The organism is Leifsonia naganoensis, from assembly GCF_013410615.1.
Taxonomy (GTDB): Bacteria; Actinomycetota; Actinomycetes; order Actinomycetales; family Microbacteriaceae; genus Leifsonia; species Leifsonia aquatica.
In genome coordinates this window covers 1,598,292-1,612,813 of the sequence record NZ_JACCHJ010000001.1, presented here as the reverse complement: position 1 = coordinate 1,612,813, position 14,522 = coordinate 1,598,292, and the positions used below count along the sequence as shown (strand labels likewise).

General features: G+C 65.7%; 15 protein-coding genes and 1 pseudogene. 10 read left to right on the top strand and 6 right to left on the bottom strand.

What is annotated here, in order from left to right:
* The first annotated feature begins 42 nt into the window (after positions 1 to 42).
* The 3 genes from HNR14_RS07690 to HNR14_RS07680 all read left to right on the top strand — a co-directional run bounded on the left by HNR14_RS07690 (position 43) and on the right by HNR14_RS07680 (position 2,729).
* A complete protein-coding gene (locus tag HNR14_RS07690; RefSeq protein WP_179700581.1) occupies positions 43 to 498 on the top strand; it encodes a hypothetical protein in 456 nt (151 codons plus the stop codon).
* A complete protein-coding gene (locus tag HNR14_RS07685) occupies positions 468 to 1,754 on the top strand; it encodes an RHS repeat-associated core domain-containing protein (protein ID WP_218874992.1) in 1,287 nt (428 codons plus the stop codon). The genes HNR14_RS07690 and HNR14_RS07685 overlap by 31 nt, the downstream gene beginning before the upstream one ends.
* Positions 1,755 to 2,333: 579 nt before the next feature.
* Positions 2,334 to 2,729: a hypothetical protein gene (locus HNR14_RS07680; RefSeq protein ID WP_179700579.1), complete on the top strand. Its 396-nt coding sequence runs from the start codon at positions 2,334 to 2,336 to the stop codon at positions 2,727 to 2,729.
* A gap of 423 nt (positions 2,730 to 3,152) precedes the next feature.
* Here the strand turns inward: HNR14_RS07680 and HNR14_RS07675 are convergent, their stop codons facing one another.
* Positions 3,153 to 3,632: a YxiG-like protein gene (locus HNR14_RS07675; RefSeq protein ID WP_218874991.1), complete on the bottom strand. Its 480-nt coding sequence runs from the start codon at positions 3,630 to 3,632 to the stop codon at positions 3,153 to 3,155.
* A 43-nt stretch (positions 3,633 to 3,675) separates the two neighbouring features.
* On the opposite strand from HNR14_RS07675, the pseudogene HNR14_RS21490 reads away from it, so the two are divergent.
* The 7 genes and pseudogenes from HNR14_RS21490 to hemL all read left to right on the top strand — a co-directional run.
* Positions 3,676 to 4,329 (top strand): annotated as a pseudogene (locus HNR14_RS21490) (RHS repeat-associated core domain-containing protein); the annotation flags it as partial.
* 124 nt (positions 4,330 to 4,453) lie between these two features.
* Positions 4,454 to 4,921 (top strand): hypothetical protein, encoded by a 468-nt coding sequence (locus HNR14_RS07665; RefSeq protein WP_246311541.1) that lies wholly within the window; start codon positions 4,454 to 4,456, stop codon positions 4,919 to 4,921.
* A 49-nt stretch (positions 4,922 to 4,970) separates the two neighbouring features.
* Positions 4,971 to 5,312, top strand: a complete 342-nt coding sequence (locus tag HNR14_RS07660; RefSeq protein ID WP_179700575.1) for a hypothetical protein — start codon at positions 4,971 to 4,973, stop codon at positions 5,310 to 5,312.
* Positions 5,300 to 5,623, top strand: a complete 324-nt coding sequence (locus tag HNR14_RS07655; protein ID WP_179700574.1) for a hypothetical protein — start codon at positions 5,300 to 5,302, stop codon at positions 5,621 to 5,623. Before HNR14_RS07660 ends, HNR14_RS07655 begins: the two co-directional genes overlap by 13 nt.
* A 790-nt stretch (positions 5,624 to 6,413) precedes the next feature.
* Entirely contained in the window at positions 6,414 to 6,806 is a 393-nt protein-coding gene (locus HNR14_RS07650; protein ID WP_179700573.1) for a hypothetical protein, read from the top strand.
* Between the two features lie 340 nt (positions 6,807 to 7,146).
* Positions 7,147 to 8,118 (top strand): porphobilinogen synthase, encoded by a 972-nt coding sequence (hemB, locus tag HNR14_RS07645; protein WP_179702582.1) that lies wholly within the window; start codon positions 7,147 to 7,149, stop codon positions 8,116 to 8,118.
* Positions 8,115 to 9,479, top strand: coding sequence for a glutamate-1-semialdehyde 2,1-aminomutase (gene hemL, locus HNR14_RS07640; protein WP_218875394.1), 1,365 nt, complete (start codon positions 8,115 to 8,117; stop codon positions 9,477 to 9,479). The genes hemB and hemL overlap by 4 nt, the downstream gene beginning before the upstream one ends.
* A 28-nt stretch (positions 9,480 to 9,507) precedes the next feature.
* Here the strand turns inward: hemL and HNR14_RS07635 are convergent, their stop codons facing one another.
* The 5 genes from HNR14_RS07635 to HNR14_RS07615 form a co-directional block, all read right to left on the bottom strand.
* On the bottom strand, positions 9,508 to 9,738 hold the full coding sequence (locus HNR14_RS07635; RefSeq protein ID WP_179700572.1) for a hypothetical protein: 231 nt from the start codon (positions 9,736 to 9,738) through the stop codon (positions 9,508 to 9,510).
* Between the two features lie 28 nt (positions 9,739 to 9,766).
* Entirely contained in the window at positions 9,767 to 11,023 is a 1,257-nt protein-coding gene (locus tag HNR14_RS07630) for a sugar ABC transporter permease (protein WP_179700571.1), read from the bottom strand.
* Positions 11,020 to 11,859: an ATP-binding cassette domain-containing protein gene (locus HNR14_RS07625; RefSeq protein WP_179702580.1), complete on the bottom strand. Its 840-nt coding sequence runs from the start codon at positions 11,857 to 11,859 to the stop codon at positions 11,020 to 11,022. Before HNR14_RS07625 ends, HNR14_RS07630 begins: the two co-directional genes overlap by 4 nt.
* A gap of 115 nt (positions 11,860 to 11,974) precedes the next feature.
* A complete protein-coding gene (locus HNR14_RS07620) occupies positions 11,975 to 13,087 on the bottom strand; it encodes an ABC transporter substrate-binding protein (protein WP_179700570.1) in 1,113 nt (370 codons plus the stop codon).
* A gap of 147 nt (positions 13,088 to 13,234) precedes the next feature.
* The gene (locus tag HNR14_RS07615) at positions 13,235 to 14,416 is read right to left on the bottom strand and encodes an ROK family protein (RefSeq protein ID WP_179700569.1); all 1,182 of its coding nucleotides are present in this window, start codon (positions 14,414 to 14,416) and stop codon (positions 13,235 to 13,237) included.
* Positions 14,417 to 14,522 lie beyond the last annotated feature (106 nt).

The following is a 14,522-nucleotide window of genomic DNA, read 5'->3' as shown; positions in this document are numbered from 1 at the left end:
CCGTTTGCAGACCATGGCGGCGGATCCGCGCGAAGCGTAGTAGTGGAGACGCGCAAGAACTATGGTGGGTTCTCGGCCGCCGCGTGTCTGGGGGGCAGATTCGACCCCGGAGGCGACAGCCTCATCCTTCAGCTCGCTGACATGTCTCTTCCGATACCGGCGAAGCTCGACTTTCGCATGACCAGTGATCTCGGCAGTGATCTTGTCGTGGGCCTGCCGCGTGAATACGCGCGTGGTGCGTTCATCGGCCTCGTCGACGCTGCGATGTTTCTCCCGCTGCCCGCCGGACGGCTTCGCGTTGATATCGCAGCACACGATGAGCGTGATTCATCACCCATGGCGTTCAAGATGGTTGCCGGCCTACTCATGTGGGTGGTCTGCGCGAATGAATCCGTACACGACCTAGCCGACGTTGCCGTCACAGAGCAACTCGCGAAGTGGACAGGTGACACGTACCGCAAGAGCGCATGGCGCCAGGGGTCGCCGCAGTCGCGGTAGGTACGGCCAGCGAATCGGTAGAATATCTCAGAAAACCCGGCCCGGCGTCACAACCGAAGCTGGGTGCCGCGTTGTTGCAAACGGACCCGATCGGTGGGAGCACACTGTTCCTCGGAGCCTCCGAGCTTCATCTTGCGAACGGGGCCACGACCGCCAGTCTGACCCGCACGTACACCGCTGCCGGGGTGCCGGTCGCGGAGCGGACCACCCAGGCCGGTGTGAGCGGGGCGACGCTGCAGTGGATATCCGGGGATGCCAACCACACCCAAGACATCGAGGTCAACTCGACAACCGGTGCAGTCACGCGACGGTATGCCGATCCCTACGGAAACAACCGCGGCACCGCGGCTGCCTGGAGCAGCAGCCACACTTATCTCAACGCTGCCGCCAACGCGTTCGCCAGCCTGGTACAGCTCGGCGCGAGGGCCTACGACGCGACACTGGGGAGGTTCCTCTCCGTCGACGCGATACTCGCACCATTGAATCCGCAGCAGAACAACGGGTACAGCTACTCCGCCAACAACCCGATCACAAATAGTGATCCGGACGGGAACTGCTACGACGTCGGATCCGACTCACTCAGCTTTCACACGAGCTGCGTTGGCTCGACAGGCAGCGCTGCGGGCAATGGTGCCGGAGTAGCACAAGGTGGCGGACCCTCCTCCCGCGGAACCTCAAGCAATGACTACGTGCCGCCGACGAAGGGTGCCTCGTCAGCGACGACAGTCACCCTGGTCCCGCCTGCGACATTTGTCTCCCCCCTAACCGGAGCGTTTCTGAGCCGCCTGTTCACGGCGGCACTCGCGGGTGCACTTGCGGGTGAGGGGCTCATTATCTTGTCGATGAGAGGCGACACCGCCGATGGTCCTTCCCGTGACACGAGCAAAGATACGATTGCCGCTGATCCAGGAGGCTTGTGCCCACCAGGGCGCGAGCTTGGCCCCGGAGGGTGTGTCCCCTCTTCTCGACCTGCGAAACCCACTAATGAGGGTACGGAGATCCAGGGCGAGGCTTCAAACTTTGACCTTGAAGAGCTCGCCGAACTTGCAAACTCCCACGCTGGGGACGGCTGGGCCAACAGCCTGACGCGCCCAGATGCGAAGCAGATTCTCGATGTGCTTCAGAAGGGAACTAGAACTCGACTGCCCAACCAGAATGCCATTAAAATCGAAGGCCAGTCGGGGCTGAATTGGGTGCGTGTGATTATCAATGAGGATATGCCGTGGCGTAGCACGGCGTACTTTCCATATAGGTAGGAGAGAAGTCTTGGCCGATACCTCTAACGCCAATGAACTGGGTCCAGCTTCAGCCCAACTCCTGGACTACTGGGTGAAGAGTGTGGCCGGTTTTGCTCACGACACCGTAACCGGTCGGAATCCGACCGACCGTACGGTGCACGACCTGATAGCAGTCTTATACGCCCGTAACGAATTGGTCGGTGATTTGCGGGCCGATGACCGGTCGCGACTGCAGCAGGCTGATGCACTCTACGAGTCCGTGACTATTGCCGATCCCCGAAGCCTTGGCGAATTGGTCGGCGATGTGTCAGCGTCGACAAACCACTGGTGGTTTCGGCGCGTCCCGAAGTCAGGCGCAATTCGAGAGGAGATTGACAAAATACGCGCAGGCTAGGCGTGCGACCGGGGGAGTTCGCTTGAATCGATGGACTATGGGAACGGAATAGACCCGAATTAGGACACATCTGATGCCAGACCAGCCCTACTCGGCCCCCACGTCGCTTTGAAGAACGCAGACGGTCAGAGAATTGACCCCGATGAAAACTTGGTGCAGCGCCGGGACATTGGCAACCACACCCCGATCGTCTGGGATCTCCCATGAAGCCCTCATGGGAGCATCCCGTATTCCGCGACATCCTCCTCACGGAGACCTACGTGTTTGATTTCGAGCTTCATCCTGGCTTATTTGAGTTGCAAGTTGATTTCGTGCTTGCTTCATCGCATCCTCTCTACGAGGGCGCCGCACCGGGCGAAGCGTTCGATTATCGTCGGGGGAAGATCATCTTCAGCGGCGTGTCCGCGTTCCGATGGGAGTCGACCGGCGGTCGGGTCACGGTAGATCTCGACGGTTCCAGCGATTGGGATACCTTCGACAGCGCCGATTGGGACGATTCTGTGTGGGAACTTCGCGGCCAATTCGGAAACATCACACTGACTGCGGACACCGTCGAAGCCGTATTCAGTCATGTTGCTCGAAGGCGCGCGGATAGTTGACTCCGTCGAGTTGAATTGGCCCAAGGCTGTCGGCTTGATCTGACCCAGGGCTTAGCGCGTTATGGCTGCCGAGGCTAGGGTGTGGGGGAGGCGGCAGGACTCGGTTCCGGTTCGATGATGTGGCCGTTGAAGAAAATATGCTCATCCCAACGGCTGCGTCGTCTATATGAACAAGCGTGGCCAAACCCTCAACCCGTTCACAGGGCGAACCACCAGCGGGAAGGATGAGCCCTGGGCACACGTCGAATTGCCTGGATGGTGATCTGAGGACATCGATCAGGGTGCGTGGGACTGCTTCGCCACGCACGTCTGTCCCCGCTAGCGAGCATCAGATCAGCGCGGTGGCTGCAGCCGTGCTCTCCGGAAGGGACTGCCGATTCTCGATGTACTTCCCCGGTGCGGCACGTACAAGTGAAGCCGCATTCAGGCGCGCGAGATTGTGAATGGTGAGTAGCCAACGGGAACTTGATCTACTCGCAGATCGGAGAAGATCAGAGTCAGGTTGTGACCGTTCGACCCCATCCGCGCCTCATGGAACGGAATGCCGAGCTTGTCCGACCATTCCTGCGCGACCGGCGAGTCCGCGATCAGCTCGAAGCCCGGATAAACCGGCTGCCACTTGACGCCCCACACGAAACCATAAAGGTCAGCCCCGGTCTGGTATTCGATCAGCCGCTCATCCAGTGATCGAGACCACCCGTCCACCGACAACGCTGTCGTCGTCTGAGCGAAAACACAGTCGACGAACCGATACCGCACGTACTCACGGGGGAGCCCCAGGTTGGAAGGCGGAGAAACGTCGATGATCATGTCGTAATCACGCATGTAATCGGTGAACCCGTGGAAGAGCAGACCCTCGTCGAAGACCTCGGTGAACGCTGCCCTTATCTCATCACTATTCACACACCCCACAGTACGGGAGGAGCACATCGGTGTGCCACGTGAAATGTCACGGGCAGATGCACGCCTTTGTTTCAACGACGCGATCGATCGCAGAGGTGAGCGTGAACGCGAGCTGCGGGACCTCGTGCGAGCCAACGGCCTGGATCTGCACCCGGAGCGCTCGTCGATATTGGCCATCGGCAGATGGATTTGTGGAGAACGTCGTCGAAGACCCACAGAAGTCCTGCAGACGGGACTCGACGTTGGATCGAGCATCGTTGCGATCTCGACAATCGCGTCCGAGCTTCATCTCGCGTACGGGGCCACGGCGGCCAGTCTGACCCGCACGTACAGTGCTGCCGGTGTGCCGGTCGCGGAGCGGACCACGCAGGCGGGGGTGAGCGGGGCGACGCTGCAGTGGATCTCCGGCGATGCCAACAACACCCAGGACCTTGAGGTCAATGCGACAACCGGTGCGGTCACGCGACGGTATGCGGATCCCTACGGAAACAACCGCGGGGCCGCGGCTACCTGGAGTAGCGGGCACACCTACCTCAACGCTGCCGCCAACGCGTTCGCCGGCCTCGTGCAACTCGGCGCGAGGGCCTACGACACGACACTAGGCAGGTTCCTTTCCGTCGACGCCGTACTCGCACCATTGAACCCGCAGCAGAACAACGGGTACAGCTACTCGGCGAACAACCCGCTCACAAATAGTGATCCGGACGGTCGCTGTTACCTAGCAGGTTCTGACTTCCTCAGCCATTTCACCAGCTGCGATGGTGGAAAAGGGGGTCACTGCTGCACAGGTCAAGGGTTAGGATCAGTACGGGGTTGCGTGAATGAACCTAGACAGCGAAGACCAGGCGTGGGCCGAGCGGGAACAGGAGCTTCGGGAACGGATCTGGCCAGCGTTCGAATCGATGGACATTGTCCTCGAAGCCAACTCGCAAGCAGGCACCCTCTTGATTGTTGAACCTGGCGTCGAGAATGCGCATCAGATGCGAGTCAGCTTCACGGCCTCTCAAGCAGTTGCCGACTGGGATGATCTGCTCAATGAGCCAATAGCTCCGCGCAGTCGGGTCGGCATTTCGGACGTTGACTTCATTGTCGGTGAGTTATGTCGACGACTGTGGGAGGCTTCGGTTGTGGTCTCCTCGGTCGTGCACCGGCTCGTCTATGAGAGGGGTTACTTCGAGGGTGTCGTGGAGCCCGATCTCCCGCCATCTCGTCGCCCCACTGAAGGTCTTTCGCTGCGCTGGGAGATTGATCGCAGCGATGACAAGGGAGAACCTCGATCCCAGCGCTGAGACGGCCACGACGCGTGGATGTTGTCGGTGACCCAATGTGGACGGCAGGTTGGCTACGCGTATCCGGGCGGCCGGCGCGAGCCAACCGCACGCCAGCTACGACGCTGCAGGAAACACGGTCGCGGTCGGATCCGACACCCAGTCGAGCATCTACGACGCCGGCGGGACCTTGTTGCTGCAGACGGATCCGACCGGCGGGACCATGCTGTTCCTCGGAGACGACATCGGCTTCTCCGGCAACATTTCGGGTAGCGCTGTTCGGGGCGGAGGGGGCCTCGTTTCCGGAGGTATGCAGAACGACTACTCCGGCAGCTCAGAGATGATTTACTCAGGTGGAACGGCGGTCGGTCTTGGACTCGGCGCATCGGCGAATTTTCTGTGGAGCTGGTAATTCAAACTATCGATGCGAACAACCCGTTCCTGATCGCGGCAAGCATTGCGTGTCCGTTGATGGGCGCGGTCCTCATTGTCGCCCTCCGCCGGAGGATTGTTCCGTGGCTCCTGCAGATCGTCCCGCAGAAGAACCAGACAAAGGTCCGCGCCTCGGTGTATGTAGCTGCATTCGCGATCGCAGCATTCATCGCCGGCTGGTTTCTCGCGCTATTCGTTCCAATCGCCCCGCCTGCTTTATGGCTCTCAATCCTGGGCGCAGCACTACTGGCGTGGCTAGTTGTGTGGGCACTCCTGGCTAACGAGAACTGAGCGAGCCCTTGAGGGTGGGAGCATGGTGGCGTTGAGAGTCCGATCCGATCGGTATCGGGTGAGCCATTCAAGTCCGATGAGGGCGATCCGCTTGAGGATCTCGACGTCGGAGCGCCATAGGTGTATCGAAATGAACCTGGAGCCGACATGACTATTTTGCTGACGCCATTCGCAGGCGGCGGATGGCGGGTGCGCCTTTCCGGTGGCGATGAAGTGATTGTAGTGGCGGACGGTGTTGGTCTCGACATGGATCCACTTGTATTCTCCGGCGGAATTGCGCGGGATGGCAGGCGTGAAGAAATGCCAGTCGTTGTGACTCGAAGGTCCGATACTCGAGGGATCGTTTGGACGCATCGTATTCCGATGGCATCGCGCCAGCCCCCGAATGGAGATTGTGAGCAGCCCCTTACCCCTATGGGAAGTTGCGCTCCGCGGCGGCACGCATTTCCAGGTTCGAGCCAATCAGATGGCGCGATGTGGACCGTGGCACGCCTTTTCATTCCGAGTTCGAAGTGCCGGATTCGAGCTGGATGAGCCTGTGGCTTTCGTGCGCGCGAATCGGCTTCTGAATCTGAGCCAATCGGACTAGCAGACTGCGACTGGACCGCCAACATTTCTCGACGAGAACGGAGTGGATCGCGTGGTGATAGGGAGAGCTAGCGTGGGACTCCTGGCAGCGAGACCCCCACGTCGCTTTGAAGAACGCAGACGGTCAGAGAATTGACCCCGATGGAAACGTGGTGCAGCGCCGGGACATTGGCAACCACACCCCGATCGTCTGGGATCTCCCATGAAGCCCTCGTGGGAGCATCCCGTATTCCGCGACATCCTCCTCACGGAGACCTACGTGTTTGATTTCGAGCTTCATCCTGGCTTATTTGAGTTGCAAGTTGATTTCGTGCTTGCTTCATCGCATCCTCTCTACGAGGGCGCCGCACCGGGCGAAGCGTTCGATTATCGTCGGGGGAAGATCATCTTCAGCGGCGTGTCCGCGTTCCGATGGGAGTCGACCGGCGGTCGGGTCACGGTAGATCTCGACGGTTCCAGCGATTGGGATACCTTCGACAGCGCCGATTGGGACGATTCTGTGTGGGCGTTTCGCGGCCAGTTCGGAAACATCACACTGGTCGCGGAGACCGTCGATGCCGTGTTCAGTCATGTAGCCCGAGGCGCGGGATACTGAATGTCGCGCTCAACAGGTTGTTCGCGCGCGAGGCTGGGGCGTCGCGGCACCGCAGCTGTCATGGATACGACATCCGCGAGATGATCGGGGCGGGCGATGTCCGGACGGGGATGCGCGGGATGTCGAACCGGCCCGCGCGCCACATCCCAGTGTCCCCGACATTCGTCGACATCGCTGCGGCCATCGCTCGCGGATCCGTGGAACAGCCCAGGATGTCGAGCGGTTCGCCTGGCGCCTGCGGAGCGTCCGGTCGCCGCTGTCACCTTCACCCGCACCTCCCGGCCCCACGCCCCGGGCCGGCGCACAGCCCCGCAGGCGTAGGGTGGTGAGAGTGAGTGAGCTGCATCCCGTCATCCGCCCGCGTCGCCTCCGGCAGAGTCCGGCCCTCCGCCGCCTGACCGCGGAGACGCGGCTTCACCCGGCGGAGCTGATCCTGCCGATGTTCGTGCGCGAGGGCACCTCCGAGCCCGTTCCGATCGGCTCGATGCCCGGTGTGCAGCAGCACTCCATCGACTCCCTGAAGCGTGCCGCCGTCGAGGCGGCCGAGGCCGGCGTCGGCGGTGTGATGCTCTTCGGTGTGCCGGAGATGCGGGACGCCGTCGGCAGCGCAGCGACCGACCCCGAGGGCATCCTCAACGTCGCCACCCGCGCCCTCGTGGCCGAGGTGGGCGACGCGCTGGTCGTGCAGACCGACTTGTGCCTCGACGAGTTCACCGATCACGGCCACTGCGGCGTGCTCGACGATGCGGGCCACGTCGACAACGACGCGACCCTCGAGCGGTACCGCGACATGGCGCTCGCCCAGGCGGAGGCCGGCTCGCAGCTGCTCGGTCTCTCCGGGATGATGGACGGCCAGGTCGGCGCCGTGCGCGACGCGCTCGATGCCGTGGGCCGCCACGACGTCGTCCTGCTCGCCTACGCGGCGAAGTACGCGTCCGCGTTCTACGGCCCGTTCCGCGAGGCCGTCGACTCCCAGCTCTCGGGCGACCGGCGCGCGTACCAGCAGGACCCGGCCAACCGCCGCGAGGGCCTCCGCGAGGCGCGGCTCGACCTCGACGAGGGCGCCGACATCCTCATGGTCAAGCCGGCGCTCAGCTACCTCGACGTGCTCAGCGACGTGGCTTCGATCAGCGACGTGCCGGTCTGGGCCTACCAGGTGTCTGGCGAGTACGCGATGGTGGAGGCCGCGGCCGCACACGGCTGGATCGACCGCCGCCGCATCGTGGAGGAGACGCTGATCGGCGCCCGCCGGGCCGGAGCCGACGCCATCATGACCTATTGGGCGACCGAGGTCGCGGGGTGGCTGCGATGAGCGGCGTGCAGGGCGCAGACATCCAGGGACTCGCGGACGGCGCCGTGCTCGGCGACGTGAACCTCGCCCAGTTCGAGCGCGCGCAGCGCGTCATCCCGGGCGGCGTGAACTCGCCCGTGCGCGCGTTCCGCTCCGTCGGCGGCACACCGCGCTTCATGGTGTCGGCGCAGGGCCCGTACATCACCGACGCGCAGGGTCGCGAGTACGTCGATCTCGTCGCGTCGTGGGGGCCGGCCATCCTCGGCCACGCGCATCCCGCGGTCGTCGCCGCCGTGCAGGAGGCCGCCGCCAAGGGGCTGTCCTTCGGCGCGTCCACCCCGGCTGAGACCGAGCTCGCCGAGGCCGTGCTCGGCCGCGTGCCGTTCGTCGAGAAGCTGCGCCTCGTCTCCACTGGGACCGAGGCGACCATGACCGCCATCCGGCTCGCCCGCGGCTTCACCGGCCGCCCGCTGCTCATCAAGTTCGCCGGCCACTACCACGGCCACTCCGACGGCCTCCTCGCCGAGGCCGGCTCCGGTCTCGCGACCCTGTCGCTCCCCGGCTCGGCCGGGGTGACCGAGGCGACCGCCGCCCAGACCCTCGTGCTGCCGTACAACGACCTCGACGCGGTCCGCGCCGCCTTCGAGGCGAACGGCCCCGACATCGCCGCGGTCATCACCGAGGCCGCCGCAGCCAACATGGGCGTCGTCCCGCCGGACGCCGGCTTCAACGCCGCGCTGGCCGACCTCGCTCACGAGTACGGGGCGCTGCTCATCTTGGACGAGGTGCTCACCGGCTTCCGCGTCGGCGCATCCGGCTTCTGGGGCCTCGACCGCGGCTACACGCCCGACCTGGTGACGTTCGGCAAGGTCATCGGCGGCGGGATGCCGCTGGCGGCGCTCGGCGGACGTGCCGAGCTGATGGACTTCCTCGCCCCGACGGGCCCCGTCTACCAGGCGGGCACCCTCTCTGGGAATCCGGTCGCCGTCGCCGCCGGACTGGCGACGCTCGCGCACGCCGACCAGGCCGTCTACGACCGCCTGGACGCCGTCGCCGGGACCGTCTCCGCCGCCGTCTCCGACGCGCTCGCGGCCGAAGGCGTCGCGCACCGCGTGCAGCGCGCCGGCAACCTGTTCAGCTTCGTCTTCGGCGACTTCGCCTCGGCACCGCGCACGTACGCCGAGGTGCAGACGCAGGAGGCGTTCCGCTACCGGCCGTTCTTCCACGCGATGCTCGACGAGGGCGTCTCGCTCCCGCCGAGCGTCTTCGAGGCGTGGTTCGTGACCGCGGCCCACGACGACGCCGCGGTCGGCCGCATCCTGGACGCGCTGCCCGGCGCAGCCCGCGCGGCGGCGGCTGCCACCCCCGACGAGAACGCCTAGCGGCAAGGCCGCCAAGCGCCGAACCCGTCTAGTCGTCCGCCGCGGAACGGGCGGGCGAGAGCGTCTGCACGAAGCTGTAGGTGGCCGTCGCCGGCCAGCCCTCGGCGTCGAGCAGCGTGTAGATGTCGTAGATCCCGCTCCCGGACGCGCTGCGCCGCAGGGTACGCGGCGGCACGTCCGACGGCGCGCGCTCGGTCACCGTGCGCGGCGGCTCGCCCTCACGCAGAAGGCGGGCGCGGAAGGTGGTGGTGCGGGTCACCCGACCACCTTCTCACACCCGCCCGCGCCTAGGCCTGGCCGTGCGACGCCCTCGACCGGCGCGACAGCGAGTCGATGATGACCGCGAGCAGCAGCACCGCTCCGGTGATCATGAAGCGGTACGAGGAGTCGAGGTTCATCAGGGTCAGGCCGTTCGAGATCGACTGGATGACCAGGATGCCGAGCAGTGCCGACCACGCGGATCCGCGCCCGCCGAAGAGGCTCGTCCCGCCGATGACCGCGGCCGCGATGGCGTTGAGGTTGGTGTCCGTGCCACCGGAGCCGGCGCCCACCGACGCGAGCCGGGCTGCCGCGAGCAGGCCGCCGACCGCCGCGAAGGTCGAGCAGAGGATGAACACGCTGATGAAGACGCGGTTCACCTTGATGCCGGCGCGACGGGCCGCCTCCACCGAGCCGCCGACCGCGAAGACCGAACGACCCCACTGGGTGCGGGTGAGGAAGAAGTTCATCACGATCACCAGGATCACGAAGAACAGGAACATCGCCCCGGTCCCGCGGTCGGTCGAGAGGTACCAGACGCTGATGCAGAGGCCGACGAGCAACAGGACCGCCTTGATCGCCATGACCGAGAACGCCCCCTCCGAGAGGCCGGCGCGACGGCGGCGCGCGTTGCGGCGCACGTCGGAGAGGAACATCCCGCCCGCGGCGATCACGGCCAGTGCGTAGGCGGCCCACGGCGGCAGGAACGTCTGCTGGGCGAACTGCACGATCCAGGAGTCGTACGGGATGTTGATCGAGCTGTTCGGGCCGAGGATCCACAGCTGCACGCCGAGGAAGCCGAGGAGGCCGGCCAGCGTGATGACGAAGCTGGGGACGCCGAAGCGGGTGAACAGCAGGCCGTAGACGTAGCCGATGAGGCCGCCCGCGAGGATCGCCACGATCACGGTCGCCCACAGCGGCCAGTGGAGCTGGGTGAAGCCGACGCCGAGGATCGCGGCGGAGACGCCGCTGACCGAGCCGACGGACAGGTCGATCTGGCCGAGGAGCAGCACGAGCACGATGCCGATCGAGATGGTGCCGATCGCGGCGCACTGCAGCGTGAGGTTCACCAGGTTGTTGGCGCTCAGGAAGTTGGGGTTGAGCACCTGGAACACGACCCAGATGACCACGAGGCCGATGACGACCGGGAGGGAGCCGAGGTCGCCGCCCCGCACGCGGCGCCCGAAGGTGCGCATGGCGCCGCCGAGTCCCTCGTCGCGGATGAGGCGCTCGTCCTGCAGGTCGGCCGCGGCCTCCGCGGGGGTCTCCGCTGTTGCCTTCGTCATGCGTCGGCCTTCCCTTCGCTGGTGCCGGTGGTCCCGTCGGCCTCGGCGCCGCGGCCGGCCCGGCGGCTCACGACGTTGTCGGTGGCGCCGGTGATGGCGGAGATGATCTCCTCGTAGCTGACGTCGGCCACGTGGAAGTCACCGTTGTTGCGACCGAGGCGCAGCACGGCGACGCGGTCGGCGACGGCCTGCACGTCGGCCATGTTGTGGCTGATGAGCAGCACGCCGAGCCCGCGCTCGCGCAGGCGCTCGATCAGGTTGAGCACCTCGGCCGTCTGGGCGACGCCGAGCGCTGCGGTGGGCTCGTCGAGGATGACGACGCGCGGGTCGCCGATGAGCGAGCGGGCGATCGCGACCGTCTGCCGCTGGCCTCCGGAGAGGGAGGCGACGGCGATGCGGACGGAGGGGATCCGCGCCGACAGCTGCCGGAGCAGGCTCCACGACCGCTTCTCCATCTCCTCCTCGTCGAGGGTGCCGTGGGTGATCTCGCGGCCCAGGAAGAGGTTCGAGACGACGTCGAGGTTGTCGCAGAGGGCGAGGTCCTGGAACACCGTCGCGATTCCGAGTTCGCGCGAGGCGGACGGCGACGGGATGCTGACCTCCTGGCCGTCGAACGTGATCGTCCCGGAGTCCTGCGGGTGCACGCCCGCCAGGATCTTGACGAGCGTGGACTTGCCGGCGCCGTTGTCGCCGACGAGGGCGACCACCTCGCCGGGGTAGACATCGAGGCTGATGTCGGTGAGCGCCTGCACGGCGCCGAAGCCTTTCGAGACGCCGCTCAGCGAGAGCACGGGCCGACGCTCGGTCCGCTCCTCCTCGGCGATCGCGGTTTCCATGGTCACGGCGTTCTCTCCTTCGAGGTGAGCTGGGTGGTTCGGGTCCATCGTAGGGCGGGTGCACACGGCCCTCCAGGTGCGTCGATCCGCATCTGGAGGGCCGTGCTGCCAGGTGTTACTTGATTCCGTACTTGTCGCACGCCGCCTTGTAGTCCGCGGTGCAGATCTTCGCGGCCGAGTCGGCCCCGTAGAACTCGTCCTTGACGACGGTGCTCTCGATGTTGTCGGTCGTGACCGCGACCGGCTTCAGGAGGAACGACGCGATCTTCGCGCCGCCCGCCGTGTCGACGCTCGTGTCACCGGCGGGCTTCTGGGCCTTGGTGAGCGCGATGGCCAGCTCGGCCGCCTTCTCGGCCTCCGGCTGGATGGCCTTGTAGACGGTCATGTACTGGTCGCCGGCGAGGATGCGCTGGATGCCCGCGAGCTCGGCGTCCTGACCGGTGACCGGCGGGATCGGGGAGACGTTGGCCGCCTTCAGCGCCGCGATGGCGCCGCCGCCCGTGCCGTCGTTGGCCGCGTAGACGGCCTTGATCTGGCTGCCGAACTGCGTGATCTGGCCGGATACCCAGTTCTGGGCCTGTGCCGGGTCCCATCCTGGTGTGTCGTACTCGGCGAGCACCTTGTAGCCGCTCGTGTCGATGACGCTGTGGGCGCCCTTCTTGAACAGGGTCGCGTTGTTGTCGGTCGGCGAGCCGTTGACCATCAGGATGCCGCTGCCGGCGGGGACGCCGTCCTTCTTGAGCTTGTCGACCAGGGCCGTGCCCTGCAGCTTGCCGACCTCCTCGTTGTCGAAGGAGATGTAGTAGTTGACGTCCTTGCTGTTGATGAGGCGGTCGTAGGAGATGACCGGGACGCTCTTGGCCTTGGCCTCGCCGACGATGGAGGCCGCGGCCTCGCCGTCGAACGGGTCGAGGACGAGCACCTTGACGCCCTGCGTCAGCATGGACTCCGCCTGCTGCTGCTGCTTGCTGGCGTCGCCGTCGGCGTTCGCGTAGAGCACCTTGCAGTCGGGGCAGAGGCTCTTGATCTTGGCCTCGAAGAAGGGCTTGTCCGCTGCCTCGTAGCGGGCGGTGACGGAGTCGGGGAGGAGAAGGCCGATCTGGGCCTTGGAGGCGTCCGCAGTGGAGGAGCTTCCACTCCCGGAGCCGTTCGAACAGGCAGTGAGACTGAGTGCTGCGAGGAGGACCGCGGATGCCGCGATCATTCCTCTCTTGGTGGCGATCTTCATTGAAAAACCTCCGGTTCGAGCCCGCCGTCCTTGGCGGCTGGGTTGAGTGTGTCAGGTGCGGGTCTTGGCGTCAATACTTGAAGTCAACGCATTCGATAACGGTTGGTCACGTTCGGGGGACGGCGGGGGACAGCGGGGTGCGCAGGGTCAGAGCGACGCGCTCTGCGGCGTCAGCGAGACCCGGTCGACCGCGTACGCGACGGCGCCGAGGGTCGCCGCACGCGTGCCGAGCTGGCCTTGCACGATGTCGGGCATCAGATCCTCGCCGACGATGATGGAGCGCTCGACCGCGTGGCGCATCGGGCCGAGCAGGAGCTCGCCGGCGCGGGCCAGTTCGCCGCCCACCACGACGCGCTCGGGATCGAGCAGGTTGCAGAGGTTCGCGGTGGCGACGCCGATGTGCTTGCCGGCGTCGGCGATCGCGCGGATGCAGCGCGCATCCCCGGCCATGGCCTGCAGCACCACGTCGCCGAGCTTGAGGCTGCCGAGGTGGTCGCGCAGCTCGTCCAGGATGGCGGGGCCCCCGGCGATCGCCTCCAGGCAGCCGCGGTTGCCGCAGCGGCAGAGGGGCCCGTTCTCGCGGATGGTGGTGTGGCCGAACTCGCCGGCGACGCCGTTGTTGCCCCGGAAGAGTTGGCCGTTCACGAGCAGTCCGGCGCCGATCCCGTCGCCGATGTCGAGCGTGATCGAGTTGCCCTTGCCGCGTCCCGCGCCGAAGCGCGACTCGGCCAGCGCGGTCAGATTGGCCGCGTTGTCGACGAACACCGGGCGCTTCACCCGGCGCTCCATGGCGTCGGCCACGACCACGCCGTCCCAGCCGCGCATGATGCCGCTGCGGGCGATGGTCCCGCTCGCGCGGTCGAGCGGCGCCGGGAGGGCGATGCCGACGGCGAGGACCTCGTCGCGGGAGGCCTCGACCGAGTCGAGCATGTCGCTCAGCAGCATCGAGACCTTGTCGAGCTCGTTGTCGGCGCGGTGGTCACGGGCGAGCGGCATGTGGTTCTCGGCGACGACGGTGTGCGCGACGTCGGCGAGCGCGACGCGCAGGTGCCGGGTGGAGAAATGGACGCCGACGACGAGGCCGAGGGCGTGCGCCAGGGTGACGTGCTGGGCGCGTCGACCGCTGCGGATGCTCTGCGTGGTGTGCAGCACGCCGGAGGTCGACAGCTCCTTGACGATGTTCGACACCGTCGCGGGGGAGAGGCCGGTCGCGCCCGCCAGTTCGACCTGGGTCAGACCGCCGTGCTTCTTGATGGCATCGACGATTCGAGCCCGGTTGGCTTCACGAAGTGAAGTCTGCGAGCCCGGAGTCCGTCTCTGGGTTGCCACGACGAGAAGGATACATGCAGCGTCGACGCACGGACTCGTCGAGCGTCACCCGACGAGCACAACCCAAGGGTTATGGCTTTGTGAGGTTCGGCACTGCCGCACGACC